14 protein-coding genes are annotated in these 16,295 nt (G+C 67.7%); 9 read left to right on the top strand and 5 right to left on the bottom strand.

Annotated features, from left to right (window positions below; genetic code table 11):
* Positions 1-60: 60 nt before the first annotated feature.
* The 4 genes from ACFCV3_RS37425 to ACFCV3_RS37410 all read left to right on the top strand — a co-directional run bounded on the left by ACFCV3_RS37425 (position 61) and on the right by ACFCV3_RS37410 (position 5,218).
* Entirely contained in the window at positions 61-1,527 is a 1,467-nt protein-coding gene (locus ACFCV3_RS37425; RefSeq protein ID WP_376038795.1) for a hypothetical protein, read from the top strand.
* On the top strand, positions 1,520-2,743 hold the full coding sequence (locus ACFCV3_RS37420; protein WP_376038792.1) for a M48 family metalloprotease: 1,224 nt from the start codon (positions 1,520-1,522) through the stop codon (positions 2,741-2,743). Before ACFCV3_RS37425 ends, ACFCV3_RS37420 begins: the two co-directional genes overlap by 8 nt.
* A complete protein-coding gene (locus ACFCV3_RS37415; protein ID WP_376038790.1) occupies positions 2,740-3,852 on the top strand; it encodes a glycosyltransferase family 4 protein in 1,113 nt (370 codons plus the stop codon). The genes ACFCV3_RS37420 and ACFCV3_RS37415 overlap by 4 nt, the downstream gene beginning before the upstream one ends.
* A gap of 193 nt (positions 3,853-4,045) precedes the next feature.
* Positions 4,046-5,218, top strand: coding sequence for an alanine--tRNA ligase-related protein (locus ACFCV3_RS37410; protein WP_376038787.1), 1,173 nt, complete (start codon positions 4,046-4,048; stop codon positions 5,216-5,218).
* Here the strand turns inward: ACFCV3_RS37410 and ACFCV3_RS37405 are convergent.
* Genes ACFCV3_RS37405 through ACFCV3_RS37395 form a run of 3 tightly spaced genes read right to left on the bottom strand, consistent with a single transcriptional unit; the run spans position 5,211 to position 7,846 of the window.
* Positions 5,211-6,182 carry a DMT family transporter gene (locus ACFCV3_RS37405; protein ID WP_376038785.1) on the bottom strand — a complete coding sequence of 324 codons (972 nt, stop codon included), beginning with the start codon at positions 6,180-6,182 and terminating at the stop codon, positions 5,211-5,213. The genes ACFCV3_RS37410 and ACFCV3_RS37405 overlap by 8 nt on opposite strands.
* Before the next feature lie 39 nt (positions 6,183-6,221).
* Positions 6,222-6,866, bottom strand: a complete 645-nt coding sequence (locus ACFCV3_RS37400; RefSeq protein ID WP_376038782.1) for a hypothetical protein — start codon at positions 6,864-6,866, stop codon at positions 6,222-6,224.
* A complete protein-coding gene (locus ACFCV3_RS37395) occupies positions 6,863-7,846 on the bottom strand; it encodes a DUF5937 family protein (RefSeq protein ID WP_376038779.1) in 984 nt (327 codons plus the stop codon). Before ACFCV3_RS37395 ends, ACFCV3_RS37400 begins: the two co-directional genes overlap by 4 nt.
* Before the next feature lie 67 nt (positions 7,847-7,913).
* Between ACFCV3_RS37395 and ACFCV3_RS37390 the strand changes: the two genes are divergently transcribed.
* On the top strand, positions 7,914-9,131 hold the full coding sequence (locus ACFCV3_RS37390) for an MFS transporter (protein ID WP_376038776.1): 1,218 nt from the start codon (positions 7,914-7,916) through the stop codon (positions 9,129-9,131).
* Here ACFCV3_RS37390 and ACFCV3_RS37385 read toward each other — a convergent pair.
* Both ACFCV3_RS37385 and ACFCV3_RS37380 read right to left on the bottom strand, forming a co-directional pair.
* Positions 9,080-10,069 carry a LacI family DNA-binding transcriptional regulator gene (locus tag ACFCV3_RS37385; protein ID WP_376038773.1) on the bottom strand — a complete coding sequence of 330 codons (990 nt, stop codon included), beginning with the start codon at positions 10,067-10,069 and terminating at the stop codon, positions 9,080-9,082. The two genes, ACFCV3_RS37390 and ACFCV3_RS37385, sit on opposite strands and share 52 nt — an antisense overlap.
* 9 nt (positions 10,070-10,078) lie before the next feature.
* Positions 10,079-11,791, bottom strand: coding sequence for a glycoside hydrolase family 36 protein (locus ACFCV3_RS37380; protein ID WP_376038771.1), 1,713 nt, complete (start codon positions 11,789-11,791; stop codon positions 10,079-10,081).
* A 113-nt stretch (positions 11,792-11,904) separates the two neighbouring features.
* Between ACFCV3_RS37380 and ACFCV3_RS37375 the strand changes: the two genes are divergently transcribed.
* The 4 genes from ACFCV3_RS37375 to ACFCV3_RS37360 are packed head-to-tail and all read left to right on the top strand — an operon-like array spanning position 11,905 to position 16,218.
* Positions 11,905-13,116 (top strand): hypothetical protein, encoded by a 1,212-nt coding sequence (locus ACFCV3_RS37375; RefSeq protein ID WP_376038768.1) that lies wholly within the window; start codon positions 11,905-11,907, stop codon positions 13,114-13,116.
* Positions 13,113-14,357 (top strand): extracellular solute-binding protein, encoded by a 1,245-nt coding sequence (locus tag ACFCV3_RS37370; protein ID WP_376038766.1) that lies wholly within the window; start codon positions 13,113-13,115, stop codon positions 14,355-14,357. The genes ACFCV3_RS37375 and ACFCV3_RS37370 overlap by 4 nt, the downstream gene beginning before the upstream one ends.
* Complete coding sequence (locus ACFCV3_RS37365) at positions 14,354-15,394, top strand: carbohydrate ABC transporter permease (RefSeq protein WP_376038764.1); 1,041 nt, start codon at positions 14,354-14,356, stop codon at positions 15,392-15,394. The genes ACFCV3_RS37370 and ACFCV3_RS37365 overlap by 4 nt, the downstream gene beginning before the upstream one ends.
* Complete coding sequence (locus ACFCV3_RS37360; RefSeq protein ID WP_376038761.1) at positions 15,391-16,218, top strand: carbohydrate ABC transporter permease; 828 nt, start codon at positions 15,391-15,393, stop codon at positions 16,216-16,218. The genes ACFCV3_RS37365 and ACFCV3_RS37360 overlap by 4 nt, the downstream gene beginning before the upstream one ends.
* Positions 16,219-16,295 lie beyond the last annotated feature (77 nt).

Genomic DNA, 16,295 nt, shown 5'->3' with positions numbered 1-16,295 from the left:
GCCCCGGAGCCGAGTCGTTTCACGACCGTCCAAGTGCTCTACTGTCGGAGGAGGCACGTAGTGTCGCGCCTGACTGGGGCAGGTGAGCAGCGAGGGGTCGAAGTGATCGACGAGCAGGGCGATACCGTGCCGATGCCCGCCGTCGAGCACGCGGTCCAGGACGAGCTCAGGCCGGCGGAGCCGAAGCCGCCGTCGCCGTTCAGCGGAGTGATCGTCAAGAAGGTTGCCATCGGCCTGGCGGTCGTTCTGGTGGCCGGAGCGGGGTATGCCGGTCTCCGGCAGGTGGCCAACGCTCCTGCGGATCCGAATGCGCCGGTCGGTTCGCAGAATCCGCAGACCTCCACCACGCCGGACGACGAGGCAGCGGCCGGGGTTCAGCGGGCGACCGACGGTGGCGCCGTACTGCAGGCGATGGCCGACGCGGTGAAGAGTGACGACCGCAGCGACTTCCTCGACACGGTCGACCCGCAGTCGACCGCCTTCAAGGCCAGCGCGCGGACCATCTTCGCGAATCTCGAGCAGCTCCCGATCGGGATCTTCCAGTTCCGCTACATCAGCGACGACATCGCGGCGCTCCCGCCCGATCGCACCGCCGAGCTCGGCGGGACGGCGTCCTGGCTCGCGCAGGTCGAGGTCTCCTGGCAACTCACCGGGTACGACGTGAAGCCGGCGCGCGCGATTCTCCCGGTCACCTTCGTCGCCCGGGACGGCAAGACGTACGCCGCTTCGTTCTCGGATCGCTTCGTGGCGGGGCAGCGGCGTCCGGTCTGGACGCTGGGCGCGCTCGATGTCGCCAAGGGCGCCCGCAGTCTGGTGATCAGCCTGAAGTCCGAGGCGCAGGCGAAGGCGTACGTCGCAGTCGCGGATCGGGCGGTCACTTCGGTCAGCAAGGTGTGGGGCAAGTCGTGGCCGCAGAAGGTTGTCGTGTATCTGCCGGCCAAGCAGTCCCAGATGGAAGCCGTCCTCGGCGCCGCACCGAACACGTACACGCAGATCGCCGCCGTCACGATGGCGGAGCTCGATCAGCCGCAGAGTGGTGCACCGGTGCGGATCGTGGCCAACCCGAAGTTGTTCGAGGAGCTCGGCAAGCAGGGCCGCCGGATCGTGCTGACCCACGAGACCACGCACGTCGCGTCGACGGCGACCGCGTCGCCGGTGCCGTTGTGGCTGGCGGAGGGGTTCGCCGACTACGTCGCGTTCACCGCCGTGCCGGTGCAGGACGAGTCGGCCGCGAAGGAGCTGTTCAAGGCGATCCGGGCCGGCAAGGTCCCGGCCACGCTTCCCGATACGAACGCGTTCGCCGCGTCGTCAGCCGACCTGTCCCAGGCGTACGAGTCCGCCTGGCTGGCCTGCCGGCTGATCGCCGAGCGCGAGGGACAGTCCGCGCTGGTGAAGTTCTATCGCGCGGTGCACACGTCGAAGAGCTCGACCGGGCTGGCCGATGCGTTCAAGTCCACGCTGGGGATGACTGAGCAGGAGTTCGTCGTCGAGTGGCAGAAGTACCTCAAGAGGCTCGCGGGTGTCTAAAGGGGCGCCGCGGGTTGCGGCTCTCGTCCTCGCGGCCGCACTGGTCGTGGTGATCGTCACCACGACCCCCTGGCACCTGATCGATCTGCCGACGCCCGATCCGGCGCTGGACTTCACGCCGGCCGAGATCGCCCGCCAGCAGGCGTTCCGCGCCGAGCTGTTGCCGTGGTCAACGACTTCGTGGGCGCTGTCGGTGCTGGTCCCTCTCGTGATCGGATTCAGTCCGCTCGGGCGCCGCCTGTACGACGCCCTCCGCATCAGCCGGTGGTATGTCGCCGTACCGCTGCTGATCGCCGGTCTCGGACTGCTCACCAGCATCATCACCTTGCCCACCGACATTTTGGCCGAGCGGGTCCTGCGGGAGTACGGGCTGTCGGTGCAAGGTTGGGGACTGTGGGCTCGCGACCGCGCGGTGAACTGGCTGCTGGTCGCGCTGGCGATCGCCGCGATCGCTGTCTGTTTGATCGGGCTGGCGCGGCGTCGTCGTACTGGCTGGTGGTTGCCTGCGGCCATCGTTACTGCGCTGCTGGTGCTGGGGGTTTCGTTCGCTTATCCGGTGTTGGTCGAGCCGCGGTTCAACAACTTCACGTCGATGCCGGCGGGTCCGCAGCGGGACGACTTCCTGCGGCTCGCGGCGGAGGACGGCGTACCGGTCGAGGACGTGCTGGTTGCTGATGCGTCTCGGCGGACGACTGCGTTGAATGCTTACGTTTCCGGCTTCGGGTCGACGCGGCGGCTGGTCGTGTACGACACGTTGCTGAAGGAGACGCCGCCGGCTCAGACCCGGTTGGTGGTGGCACACGAGCTCGGGCATGCGGCTGAGGACGATGTGTTGCACGGCACGCTGATCGGCGTACTCGGTGCTGCTCTTGGGGTTGTCCTGTTGGGGGCGTTGCTCGGGGCAAGGATGGCGGATCCGCGGCGCACGGCGGCGTTGCTGGCACTGATCGCGATCGGTACGACGGTCTCCGGGCCGGTGCAGAATCTGGTCAGCCGGCGGATCGAGGCCCGCGCGGACTATCACTCGCTGCGGCTGACGAACGATCCACAGAACTTCGTGGCGATGGAGCACAACCTGGCGGTGACGAACATCTCCGGGCTGACGCCGAGCCGCTGGCGCTACTGGATGTTCGCCTCGCACCCGACCGCGCCGGAGCGGATCGCGATGGGCCGCGCCTGGGCTGCTGCGCACGGGTCGTCGGTTCCGTCGCGATGACGGTTCTCGTTGTCACCAACGACTTTCCGCCGCGCCAGGGCGGGATTGAGACCTTCGTCCGCTCGTTGTGCGACGAGCTGCCCGACCTGGTCGTGTACACGTCGAGCGAGCCCGGAGACGCCGAGTACGACGCGATGCTGCCGTTCCCGGTGATCCGCGATCGGACGTCGATGCTCCTGCCGACCCCGAGGGTCACACGACGCGCGGTCGGCCTGATGCGCGAGTACGCCGCCGACCGCGTCCTGTTCGGTGCCGCCGCACCCCTCGGGCTGATGGGCCCGGCTCTACGCCAGGCCGGCGCCCACCGAATAGTTGCCATCAGCCACGGCCACGAAACCTGGTGGGCAACCGTCCCCGGCACCCGCCAAGCCCTCCGCCGACTCGCCGACGCCGCCGACACCCTCACCACAGTGTCCTCCTGGTGCGCCGACCAGATCGCGCCGGCGCTGTCACCGCAAGCAGTACGCCGAATGCGCCGCCTCACACCGGGAGTCGACACCACGCGGTTCTTCCCGGGGTGTGGCTCCATCCCGTCCACCACGGTTCGTGGGGATGGGCCGGTGGTGGTTTGTGTTTCTCGGCTGGTGGCTCGGAAGGGGCAGGACACGTTGATTCGGGCTTGGCCTGGGGTGTTGGCTGCGGTGCCGTCCGCCACGTTGCTGCTCGTTGGGGGTGGGCCGGAGCGGGAGCGGCTGGAGAGGTTGGCGGCATCCATCGGGGTGGGGGAGTCGGTGGTGTTTACCGGGCCGGTGCCGTGGAGCGAGATTCCGCCGTACCTGGATGCTGCCGACGTGTTTGCGATGCCGACGCGGACCAGGCGGTTCGGGTTCGAGCCGGAGGCGCTGGGGATTGTCACGCTGGAGGCGTCGGCCACCGGGAAGCCGGTGGTGATCGGGGACTCGGGTGGGACTCCGGACACGGTGCGGCATGGGGAGACGGGGTACTTGGTGGATCCGTACAACCCGGTTGCGGTCGGCGTGCGGATCGTGGAGTTGCTGACCGATCCGGCCAAAGCGCAGCGGATGGGTGCGGCCGGTCGGCGGTGGGTCGAGGCGGAGTGGTCGTGGCAACGGTCCGGGGCCACGCTGAAAGAACTACTGGACATCTAGCTGGTGTGGTCGTGTACTCTCCGTCGTATGCATCCGATGTTCAGCCTTGTAGCAGCCGTACGAGCTTCGTGCTCTCCGGCTGCCGCTGCCTGACATCTTCTTCCACCACCGGCGACCGGAAACGGTTCGCCGGTTTCGTCGTTTCCGACGCCAGGTGACTCGGTTCCGGTCTTTCATCAAAGGACCAAGAACCATGACCACCACGCTCCAGAAGACCATCACCCGCACCTTCATCGACTACTTCCAGCAGCAGCACGGGCACATCCCGACCACCGGGTCCACGCTCATCCCGCGCCTCGGTGATCCGGTGCTGTTCACCACGTCGGGGATGCATCCACTGACGCCGTACCTGGAAGGTGAACCGCATCCGATGGGTCGCCGGCTGGTGGGGATCCAGCGCTGCCTGCGCACGACGGACCTCGACGAGGTCGGCGACCCGACGCACCTGACGGTGTTCGAGATGCTCGGCTCGTGGTCGCTCGGCGACTACGGCAGCGGTCAGACGCTCCGCTGGGGGTACGAGCTGCTGACCGAGGGGTTCGGTATCGATCCGACCCGCCTGTACGTGACCGTGTTCGGTGGGGACAGTCAGGTCCCGCTCGATCAGGAGTCGCTGCAGACCTGGCAGGAGCTGGGCCTGCCGATCGAGCTGACCACCGAGGACAACTGGTGGTCGAACGGCCCGACCGGTCCCTGCGGTCCGGACTCGGAGATGTTCGTGTGGACCGGTGACGGCGAGCCGGAGGGTACGCCGACGACCGACGACCGCTGGGTCGAGGTGTGGAACCACGTGATGATGCGCTACCGCCGCCAGGACGACGGTTCGCTGGAACCCCTGCAGCAGCAGAACATCGACACCGGTCTCGGCCTCGAGCGGCTGACGATGCTGCTGGAAGGCAAGGACTCCGTGTACGAGACGTCGCTGTTCGAACCGTGGATGCGGCAGATCCCGAAGCTGTGGAAGCTGAACACCGAGGAGCAGCGGATCGTCATCGACCACCTGCGGTCGAGCATCGTGATCGTGGGCGACGGCGTGCACCCCTCGAACACCGGCCGCGGCTATGTCCTCCGCCGCTTGATCCGCCGGGTGCTCACGCTGTTGTGGCGCGGTGATGATTCGAGCAGCCTGTCCGATCTGCCGCTCGAACTGTTCGAGCACACGCTGAACCACTTCCACCAGGGCGAGTCGGTGACGCTGGTGCGGCGGATCCTGATCGACGAGGAGATCCGGTTCAGCAACCTGCTCGACCGTGGCCGCAAGGTGCTCAGCCACGAGCGGTTCCACAAGTCGCTCGACGAGACCGACTACGAGTACCTGCACGAGACCCACGGTCTGCCGCGGGAACTGGTGGACTCGCTCAGGTGAGGCTGCGATCCAGTACGTCGGTGGGGACCGGCGTCTCCGACGGAGGAGTGACCTTCCCTACCGACGACTGGGCCACGAAGGCGCCGGCCAGCACGATCACCCCGCCGATGATCTGGTTGGTGGTCAGCCGCTCATTCAGCAGGATCAAGGCGAACAGGCAGGCCGCGACAACTTCGACGTACGCGACTGCACCCGCGATGGCCGCCGACAACCGTTGTACGGCGGCCGCGCCGGCGAGGTAGGCGATGACCGTGCTCACGATGATCAGCCAGGCGGCCAGCAGCCAACCCGGCGCATGCCGGTCGCCCATCGCGACGCTCTCCGCCAGCACATGCCACGGGACACCCCAGGGCGCGGAGATGAGCGTGAGCAGAACCGCACCGACCACGCTGCCGGCGGCCGTCATCACGAGCGGATCGGCGACGCCGGTCAGCTTGTCGATCAGGATGAAGTACGTCGCCTGGCACGCGGCCGCGGCGAGTCCGGCCAGCAACCCGATCAGGTCGATGGTCAGCCCGGACCAGACCTCGGCCACCGTGGCCAGGCCGATCAGGGCGATGCCGACGCCGATCGCAGCCGATCGCGGGACAGCAACCTTCTGACCGTATTTCAGCCACAGCACCACCAGCACCGGGCCGGTGAACTCGAGCATCAGCGCGACCCCGACCGGCAACCGGCTGGCCGCGATGAAGAACAGCGTCTGGCACCCGGCGATACCGGTCAGTCCGTACACCACCAGCGGCTTCCAGGAGGCCCGTGCGGCGCGCAGTCCCGCGCTGCCCCGGAGCACCAGGACCAGCGGGACGAGCAGCAGTGCCGCGCCCAGAATCCGCACCCAGGCGGCCTGTTGCGGGGTGAAACCGGCGCCGATCAACGCTTTCGCGAACGGTCCGGAGCCGCCGAAGGTCACGGCCGAGAAGAGGGCGAAACCGAGCCCCACCGACTTGGTGCTGTACATGAGCATAACGTTCTCATGCCCATTACATGGCTGTCGAGGCCCGTCTCAGAGGACGTTCACGGCGCGCGCGGCGACGACCGCGATCGTCAGTAAGGCGATCGCCGACTGGATCGCCATCAGCACCTTCACCCGGGCGGTCAGCGGCATCGTGTCGGTCGGACTGAACGCCGTGGCCGCGGTGAACGCGACGAACAGGTAGTCGGTGAACCCGGGCAGCCACTTCTGCCACCCCGGCAGGTCGACGGTCATCTGCGGGAACAGCAGGTCGGCCCGCTCCTCGGAGCGCTCGTGCTCGGGTGCCCGGGCGAACGGTCCGCCGCGGTCGATCTCCCAGTACCAGACACCGAAGGCGACCACGTTCGTCGCCCAGATCAGGGCTGCCGCCTTCACCAGCACCATGCCGTTGGTGGCGTCGCCGGAGTTCAGATAGACGATCAGCTCGGCCAGGTAAACCGCGTTGGCCAGCACGAGGACGGCCAGCAGCGCCAGCTCGACCCAGCGTAGCCAGGGCTCGTCGCGGCGCAGGTGGAACGGGTTCATCCAGATCAGCGGGAGCAGGAGCAACGCACCGAGCGACGGCATCACCCAGCGCGGGAACGCGGCGATCTGCGTTGGAACCAGCAACTGCAGGATGAGTACGGCGACCACCGCCAGCGAAGCCGGCCAGCGCCGGATGTGCCGCATGTTCATGTCGACAGTATGGATGCGTCGATGACGGCCTGGCCCACTTCGGTCCGCCGGTAGTGCACCTGATGACCGGTACGGCGGCGTGTCGCGAGCCCGGCGTCGTGGAGCGCGGCCAGGTGTTCGGCGACTGTGGCCAGCGCCAACCGGTAGTCCGCAGCGAGAGCACTGGTCGTGGCCGGCGGGTCGAGCGCGACCAGCAGCGTGGCGCGCGTCCGGCCGAGCAGGCGAGCGAGTGGGTCCGGGGGAGCGGGCGCGTCGGACCAGAGGCGGGCGGCGCCGCGGGCCGGATAGACCAGTGTCGGTTGGTAGTTCGGGTCGACGACCATCACGAGGTAGGGCCAGGCGAAGACACCGGGGACCAGCAGCAGGCCCTGGCCGGTGAGCTTGTGGTCGGGTTCGCGATAGCGGTCCGCGATCAGGCGATCATCGGCCCAGCTGAGCGTCGGGTGCAGGTCGTCGAAGAGTGCGGCCAGTCCACCGTCCGTGAGCTGACTGCCGCGGTAGGCGATGTCGTCCTCGAGGAACCGGCTGATCTTCGGCCAGTCGGGTTTGATCAGTGCGTGCCAAGCGCTCTCGATCTCGTCGGCCAGCCGGTCGCGGGCGCGGGCCGGATCGGTCAGCATCCGGTCGATCTCGGGCGCTCCGGGGTTGCTGAGTTCGTCTCGCGAGCGGATCAGCTCGCGCCGGACCCGGTCGATCGGCGTACTGCGGATCCGGGCCAGTTCGGTGCTGATCTTCGCCCGGGACGCCTTGGGAGGCGGGGTCAGGAAGTCCGGTGAGAAACCGGCGCGCGGCTGGAGGGCCCGCAATCCGCTGAGGTCCAGACCGGCGGCCGCTTCGGCCTTGGCCGCCACCCAGGGCGCGTACATCGGCCGGTGCCGGATCCCGTTCAGGACCCGGACCGCGGATACGGTCTCCCACAGCGGCGAGGCCCCGAACCGGCAGCGCAACGCGTCGCTCTGGGTGAAGTGCAGGACCGTCATCCGGCCGAACTTTCGGTCACAACCAAAAGTCTAGGTTGCCTGGGTGCAGGTCGGACAGTCTTCGGGGGTGAGGTCCTATCGAGCCGTCCTGAGTCTTCCCGGTCTGCGCACCGTGTTCGTGGCGCATGCCGTCTCGATGCTCGGCACCATCGCCGCCCAAGTGGCGTTGTCGATCCTGATCTTCGAACGCACCGGCTCACCGTTGCTCTCGGCACTCGTCCTGGCCTGCTCGTTCCTCCCGTACGCCGTCGGCGGGGTCCTGCTGTCGTCGATCGCCGATCGCTTCCCGGCGCGCCGCGTACTGGTGGTGTGTGACGTGTTGAGTGCGATCTGTATCGGCCTGATGCTGATCCCGGGGTTGCCGGTCGGCGCGCTGCTGGGCCTGCTGCTGGCGACCGGGGTGATCGCGCCGATCTTCGCCGGCGCGCGCTCGGCGAGTCTCGCGCAGCTGCTGCCGGCCGAACTGTTCCCCGTGGGTCGTTCGTTGCTGCGGGCAATCAGTCAGCTGACTGTGCTGACCGGGTTCGCGCTCGGTGCGGCCGCGGTGGCGGCGGTTGGTGCTCCGTGGCTACTCGCGGTCGACGTCGTGACCTTCCTCGTGTCCGCAGTACTGATCGGAGTCGGTACGCCGTACTCACCGGCAGGCGAGCGCGTTCGCAGTACTGTGCGCGACTCGTGGTCCGGTCTGCGGTATCTGTTCGCCCATCCGCGGTTGCGGCCGTTGATCCTGCTGACCTGGGTGGCACCGGCCTTCTCGGCGGTTCCCGATGGGCTCGCGGTCGCGTACACGGCTCAGACCGGCGCCGCACCGGCCGCGGCTGGTGCACTGTTCACCGGGTATGCGGCCGGCACTGTACTCGGCGAGCTCGTCGTCGCAAGGTTCAACCCCTCCTTGCGGCGACGGCTCGTCGTTCCCTTACTGCTGGCCAGTCAACTGCCCGCAATCGCCTTCCTGGCAAGGCCATCTGTGCCGGTTGCGGCGGTTCTGCTCGCGGTTTCGGGTGCCGGGTACGCGTTCAACCAGGCGATCGATCCGATGATCCTCGACGCGGCCGACCCGGCGTACCGGGGTCGTCTTTTCACCGTTCAGACCAGCGGGCTGATGGCGATCCAGGGCGTGAGCATCGCGCTGGCCGGTGTGGTCGGAAGCTTTGTCGCCCCCCACCACACCATCGCCGCCGCCGGCGTCTGCGGAACCATCGTCACGCTCGCGATCGCCCGCCGCGCGCTGAATCAGGCGCTCGAGCGGATGATCAGCGGGGCGGTGACGAGGCGGCCGGGCTGATCCGGCGCGCCGCTGATCTCCAGGAGGGCACGGTCGAACAGGCAGGAGGCGATGTCGCGCAACGGGATCCTGGCGGTGGTAAGGGGAGTGTCGAGCATGCTGGCGAACGGGAAGTCGTTGAAGCCGGTGACCGCGACGTCCTCACCGACATGCACACCGCGGCGTTGCAGGGCTCGCAGCGCGACGACGGCGAACGCATCGTTGTCGGCGACAACTACATCCGGGGGAGTGCTCTCCGCCAGGTAGGCGTCGACCTCTTCCATCGTCCGGAAGGAGCGGACGACCGTACTGGGAAACTCGCGGACGAAGCCCTCCTCGCGCTGATGGATCCAGGGCAGCGAACCGTCGGTCCGCAAATAGAGGGCACTCGAGCGGCCGGTCTCGCGGAGGTGCTGGGCGATGCCGGCCATGGAGGTCTCATTGTCGACGTCCACCCAGCACTGCCGGTGCGTCGGACCCGTGCGGCCAAAGGCGACGAACGGGAACCGGCGCTGGCTGAGGAACTCGATCCGCTCGTCGTTCGGCATCGTCTCCAGTACGACGATCGCATCGACCTGGCGGGCGGCGATCAGCTTCTCGTACAGCGCGATCTCGGTTGCCCCGGCCGTCGGCGTGGTCACGTGCACGCCGTACCCGGAGACGGCCGCGGCCCGGACCAGGCCGTCGAGCAGCCCGTGCAGGAAGCCGCCGAGACCCGGGTTCTCCTCGCTGACCTCGTCGTACAGCGGCAGGCCGATCACCTCGCTGCGTCCCGAGGACAGCGCCCGGGCGGCGTGGTTCGGGGTATACCCGAGCTCGTCGATCGCTGCCTGCACCGTCTGGACCGTCGAGTCGCTGACCCGGTGCGGTGCGTTCAGGACGTTCGACACCGTCATCGCGGACACCCCGGCAAGCCGGGCGACATCCGCAACCGTCGTACGGCGTGGTCGTGACACCATTCGGCCCTCTCAGTTCCGTTCGATGCGGGCCACTCCGGCCGTCGGTACGTCGACTACCCACAATCCTGCCGGTGGAGTCGTCGTACGGCGGTAGACCTCGGTGCCCGAACAGTCAGACACTACGAGGTCGACCGGTCCGGAGCCGGCACCTTCGACCAGGAGTCGCGGTTCGCTACTGCCGTTGACCAGGACGACGGAGCGATCCTCCTCCCCGAGCTGCACGACAGGGTTCGTGAACGCGGCCACTACGGTCGTGGCGCCGACGGCTCTGACCTGTGCATAGCGGGCGTCCGAACGGGACGGCAACAGCACACCGTGCTGCAGTACGTCGAAGTGCTCGCGCAGGAACGCCAGCCAGTAGCGAACGACGCGATCATGTTCAACCGGCAGCGCCTCGAGCTCCATCGACACCTGCACGGTGCTGAACAGCGCACCGATGAACTGCTGCGCCACCGTCTCCGGCGTGGCCGACGGATGCCACATCAGCATGTCCGAGTGCACTGCGCGGTCCCCGGCGAGCAGTCTGCTGTCGATCGTGCGGACGCGGTTCTCCACCGCGTCCATCGCGCAGTCCCCGGCGCGCAGGAAGGTGCCGAACTGCCACAGCCGCGGGTTCACGTAGTCCTGCCGGAACTCGATCAGCACCTCGTCACCCAGCTGGTCCCGCACCGCCTGTAGCAACAGCTCGACGCCCTCGTCGATCGAGGCGCAGTCAGCGTCAGGTGCATCCGGGACCGGACCGTCCCACGCCCACGAGTCGATGAAGTCGATCTTCAGTCCGTCGACACCCCAGTCGCGCACCGGCCGGACACAGCACTCGACCAGGTGCTCGCGCACCTCGGGGTAGCGCGGGTCCAGCACGGCCACCACCTCACCGTCGGCGAACCCGAGCACGCGGTCCTGCAGCCGCTCCCACGCCTTGGAGTGCACCCCGATCAGCGGTGGCGCGATCCACAGCACGTAACGCAGTCCGAGCTCGTGCACCCGCCGTACATGCGCGGTCATGTCGGGGAACTTGCCGCTGGTCGGCTCCCAGTCACCGCAGTACGCGTAGCCGCGCGCAGTGCTGTCGGTCTGCCAGCCGTCGTCCACGATGATCGCTGCACACCCGTACGCCGCGCTGGCGCGTGCGTGGTGCTCGACCGACTCGGCCGACACGTGCTGATGGTCGCTGTACCAGGTCGAGTACATGGCCTGCCGGGCGATCTCCGGTACGGCGGCGATCCGGTCACCGAGGTCAGCGGTCCACTCGGTGGTGACGCCGCGCAGGGCCTCGGCGAAGTGCACCTCGCGCAGGTCGATCCGCAGCACGAAGCCGTCCGCTTCGATGTCGTCGGCAACCAGCTCGATCAGCTGCTCGGCGGTCTCCTCGTTCACCCCGATCGCGAACTCGCAACCGCGAACGTGGGCGGACAGCGAAACGGTCAGCAGGTTGCGGTCCTGGTCGTCGACCAGACTGCCGACCGGCGCGGACCGGACCGAGCGGATCCGGCGCCGCGATCCCCAGTCGGTCGGGAGCTCCCGGCGTGCGCCCTGTGAGGCCCGCCAGAACGTCACCGCCGCCCCGGTCGGCCAGGTCCACTGCAGAGTCACCGGACCGTCCGCGACCACCTCGAAACGCAGTACGCCGGGCACCTCGGCCGGCAGCGCGGTCACCGACCGCGCGCCGGTCGCCGTACCGGTCCGCCGCACGGACCCCGCCAGGATCTCAAAGCTCGTCACGGCAGCGACTATAGCGGTAAAACCGACCGAGTCGAAGTATTGACGGAATTGGTCTACCTGCTTACTTTAGCTGGGAATTTTACCGCTAATATTCGATCTCCGAGGAGCGCCAAGTGCTCACTGTGAGCTCCGACTCCAGCTACGTCGAGGAGGCCTTCGCCTGGGCTTCCCGGCGCGCGCTGGACTGGGTCCAGACCGACGCTCAGCCCGGCAACCTGCCGTCGTACTGGGCCGGCTACCCGTCCCGGGAGCTGTTCTACTCGCGCGACGTCTGCCACCAGGCCGCCGGTGCGCACCTGCTCGGGCTGGACGCCGAGAACTTCGCCATGTTCCGGCATTTCGCCCGGTCGGCGACGCCGGCCCGGAAATGGTTCCCGATCTGGGCGTTCCACTTCGACGGCCGGATCGCGGCCCTCGACTACCACGACGACGAACACTTCGTCCGGGAGATCCCCGCGGTGTTCGACCTCTGCTTCCGGGCGCTGGAACAGTACGACTGGACCGGCGACCGCCGATGGCTCGACGACCCCGATCTCGCGGCCTACTACGACGCCAGCCTCGGTGAGTTCGTCGCGGCGCATGACGCCGATGGTGACGGCATCCCCGAGGCCGGTGGCACCGCCGACATCTTCCTCGGGACCGCGACGTACAACGAGCGCGAAGCGCCGCTGCTGATCGCGGGCGACGGGCTCGCGACGCACTACGCCGTACTGCGGAAGCTCGGGCGGGACGCGGAGGCGGAGCGGATCGAGGCGACGTACCAGACCTGGTGGAACGGCGAGCACTTCGCGCGCGGGGTGACCAAGGACGGCCTGGACTTCGACTGGGGTCTGGAGTCGCACACGCTGCCGCCGCTGTTCGGGCTCGGTGGTACCGAGCAGTCGCTCGACTGGCTCGAGACCAAGATGGACTCGGATCCGCCGAAGAACATCGAGTCGCTGAGCTACTACCCCGAGCTGCTGTTCAAGTACGGGCGCGACGAGTCCGCCTGGCGCTGGACCAAGCATCTGATCGACAGCCGGGACGACTACCCGGAGATCTCGTTCACAGTCGTCGAACACCTGGTCGCCGGCCTGCTCGGGCTGCGGCCTACAGCCGGCAACGCTCTAGCCATCGAATCCCATCTGCCCGCCGAGATCGGCCGGCTCACCGCCGATCACGTGCGGGTCGGTGACTGGGACCTGCGCATCACCCAGGAAGCCCGGCGCGCGACCGAGATCACCGTGCACAGCGGACCGGCGCCGCTGCCGGTGACGGTCGGCGCCGAAACCCACCTCATCCAGCCCGGCATGACCGTCCGGGTCGACACCAAGGATCCCTCATGAAGACCTTCCGCCTGATTCCCGCCGCTGCCGCGCTGCTGCTCGCTGCCGGTTGTGCCACCGGCAGCCAGCCCGCGAGCAACACCGACAGCGACTCCGCCGACATCACCTTCTCGTTCTGGGGGACGAACTCCGAGGCTGCCTCGCTGAAGGCGATCGCGGCCGCCTTCGAGCAGGCCAACCCCGGGACCAAGGTGACGACCAACTGGATCCAGGCCGACTACGAGCAGAAGATCCAGACCTCGATCGCGGGCGGTACCCAGTCGACCGTGATGGAGATCAGCAACAGCAGCCTGGCCGGGTTCGTGCCCAGCTTCGCCGAGCAGCAGGTGGACCCGGCGAAGTACGTGCAGCCGAATATCTCGTCCGCCCTGCAGTTCGAGGGCAAGTACTACGCGATGCCGTTCGCGGCCAAGCCCAAGGTGATGGCGGTCAACGTGGACGCCTTCAAGGCCGCCGGCGTGCCGTTGCCGAGCGCAACGACCCCGCTGACGCTCGACGAGTTCAAGACGCTGGCCGCGAAGTTGTCCCACGGTGACGGCAAGGCGCGGGTCTTCGGTTCGAGCAACCTCTGGTACCGCGGCTGGCTCACCGCGGCCGGTGGTGGCTACTACAACGCCGACGCGACCACATGCACCTTCGGCGACGCGACCGGTGTGAAGACCGCGCAGTACGTCGTCGATCTGCAGAAGGAGCGGTTGGCTCCGACCTCGACCGACGTACAGGGTCAGGATCAGGCGCAGTGGTTCGCGGCCGGCCGGCTGGCGATGTTCAGCGACTTCGGGCCGTGGACGGTCGCCGACTTCGCGAAGATCAGCAAGCCGAACTGGACGCTGGTCCCGGTGCCCGGCAAGGGGTTCCCGATGGAGGTCGACGGGCTCGCGATCAGCAAGAAGGCGACCGGCAAGCAGTTGGAGACGGCGAAGAAGTTCGTCGAGTTCGCCGGGACCCAGCAGGCCGCGCAGGACCTGCTCATCCAGGGGAACACGGCCCTCGGCGTGCCGGTGATCGCTGCGTCGACCGCGACGCTGGAGAAGGTACTGCCGGCCGATCGGAACCTGGCCGCGTTCACCACCGCGCTGACGACCGGCCAGGTCGGGCCGTCGGTCGCTCGGGAGGCACAGATCTCCGGTGACGCGGAGAAGGGGATGAACAGCTACACCCCGCTCGGTACCGGCAAGGACGATGTCGCCAAGGTGCTGCCCGAGCTCGCCACCAAGTGCACGGCGGCGTTGCAGAAGTGAACCCCACCATCGGCTGGATTCGGGACCTCGCGGCGTCGTGGGGTGTGCCTGCTGTCCTCGTGCCGCTGGTCCCGTTCCTGCTCCTGCTGGTCGCCCTGTACGCCCTGCTCGGGCTGGCGGCGTACGGGGCAAGGCGACGGTGGCCGCGGGCTGACCGGACGATCGCGTTCTGGATGTTCATCTCGCCCTGGCTGATCGGGTTCGCGATCTTCACGGTCGGGCCGATGATCTCGTCGATCTACGTCAGCCTGACCTCGTGGGACCTGATCACCCCACCGCAGTTCGTCGGGTTCGCCAACTACACCGAAGCCTTCCAGGATCCGCGGGTCGGGCAGGCGCTCAAGGTGACGCTCCTGTACGGCGTGATCAGCGTGCCGCTGCAGACCGCGCTCGCCTTCGTGGTCGCGTTGCTGCTGAACGCCGAACTGCCCGGGATGCGGTTCTTCCGGACCATCTGGTACCTGCCGAGCCTGGTGTCCGGTGTGGCTCAGATGGTCTTGTTCCTCTGGGTGTTCAACCCGCAGTACGGGCTCGCGAACGACGTTCTCGCGAAGGTCGGGATCGAGGGACCGGGCTGGTTCAACGACGCGTCCTGGGCGCTGCCGACGGTGATCCTGATGAGCCTGTGGACGGTCGGCGGCGCGATGGTGATCTACCTGGCCGGCCTCAAGGACGTCCCGGCGAACCTGTACGAAGCGGCCGCGATCGACGGCGCCGGCCCGCTGCGGATGTTCTGGCACGTGACCATGCCGCAGATGTCGCCGATCATCCTGTTCAACGCCCTCACCGGGATCATCGGCTCGCTGCAGATCTTCACCCAGGGTTTCGTCGCGAACGGCGGCCCGAAGGACTCGCTGCTGTTCTTCGTCTACTACCTGTACGACAACGCGTTCCAGAACTTCCGGATGGGCTACGCCTCGGCGCTGGCCTGGATCCTGTTCGCCGTCATCCTGGCGCTGACCACGGTGACGCTGCGGGGGAGCGCTTTCGCTGTCTACTACGAGACCGAGCTGACTACTCGTCGGAGGAAACGTTGAAGCGCCGTGGGCTACTCACCACAGTTGGCCTGTACGTCGTCCTGGTCGTCGGCTCGGTGGTGTTCGTGTACCCGTTCCTGTGGATGATCGCCACCTCACTGCGATCCCTGGCCGGGGTGGGCAGCGCCGGGGCGAGCGTCGTACCGGAGGAGTTCCGGTGGGACAACTACGTGCGGGCGGTGACGTCGTTCCCGTTCTGGCGGTACACGCTGAACTCGGTGCTGACCACGCTGATCCCGATCGTCGGCACGGTCTTCTCGTGCACGCTGGCCGGGTTCGCGTTCGCGCGGTTGCGGGTGCGGTTCTCGGGCCTCGTGTTCGGGATCGTGCTGGCGACGATGCTGCTGCCGGGGGAGGTGACGATGGTTCCGCAGTTCATGCTGTTCAACAACCTCGGGATGATCGACACCCTCTATCCGCTGATCCTGCCGGCCTTCTTCGGGTCGCCGTTCTTCATCTTCCTGTTCCGGCAGTTCTTCGCGCGGATGCCGTCCGAGCTGGCCGACGCCGCGGTGGTGGACGGGTGCGGCTGGTTCCGGACCTTCTGGCTGGTCTACCTGCCGCTGGCCCGGCCGGCCGTGGTGGCGGTCTCGATCCTGCTGTTCATGGGGTACTGGAACAACTTCCTCGGACCGGCGATCTACATCAACTCCGACCAGTGGAAAACGTTGCCGCTGGCCCTGGCCGGATTCCAGTCGGTGAACGGCACCGACACCCCGTTGCTGATGGCAACCTCGCTACTGATCACGCTGCCCTGCCTGGTGCTGTTCTTCGCGGCCCAGAAGCACATCACGCAAGGGATTACCTTCACCGGCGGAAAGTGATTGTTCGGTAACGTGGAGCCACCTTCTGCCTCCGCCCTCCCGTGTGAGGCACCCGCCCCCCACAGAAGGAGAAGTCA

This window comes from Kribbella sp. NPDC056345 (assembly GCF_042262745.1).
Classification (GTDB): domain Bacteria; phylum Actinomycetota; class Actinomycetes; order Propionibacteriales; family Kribbellaceae; genus Kribbella.
Note: the sequence above shows the minus strand (reverse complement) of the source record. Positions and strands in the feature narration are given on the sequence as shown.

Bases quoted from the DNA above. Each gene is read 5' to 3' on its own strand.
- ACFCV3_RS37385 (WP_376038773.1), bottom strand. From the start codon at position 10,069: ATGGTGTCACGACCACGCCGTACGACGGTTGCGGATGTCGCCCGGCTT.
- ACFCV3_RS37395 (WP_376038779.1), bottom strand. From the start codon at position 7,846: ATGACGGTCCTGCACTTCACCCAGAGCGACGCGTTGCGCTGCCGGTTC.
- ACFCV3_RS37410 (WP_376038787.1), top strand. From the start codon at position 4,046: ATGACCACCACGCTCCAGAAGACCATCACCCGCACCTTCATCGACTAC.
- ACFCV3_RS37405 (WP_376038785.1), bottom strand. From the start codon at position 6,182: ATGCTCATGTACAGCACCAAGTCGGTGGGGCTCGGTTTCGCCCTCTTC.
- ACFCV3_RS37415 (WP_376038790.1), top strand. From the start codon at position 2,740: ATGACGGTTCTCGTTGTCACCAACGACTTTCCGCCGCGCCAGGGCGGG.
- ACFCV3_RS37370 (WP_376038766.1), top strand. From the start codon at position 13,113: ATGAAGACCTTCCGCCTGATTCCCGCCGCTGCCGCGCTGCTGCTCGCT.
- ACFCV3_RS37400 (WP_376038782.1), bottom strand. From the start codon at position 6,866: ATGAACATGCGGCACATCCGGCGCTGGCCGGCTTCGCTGGCGGTGGTC.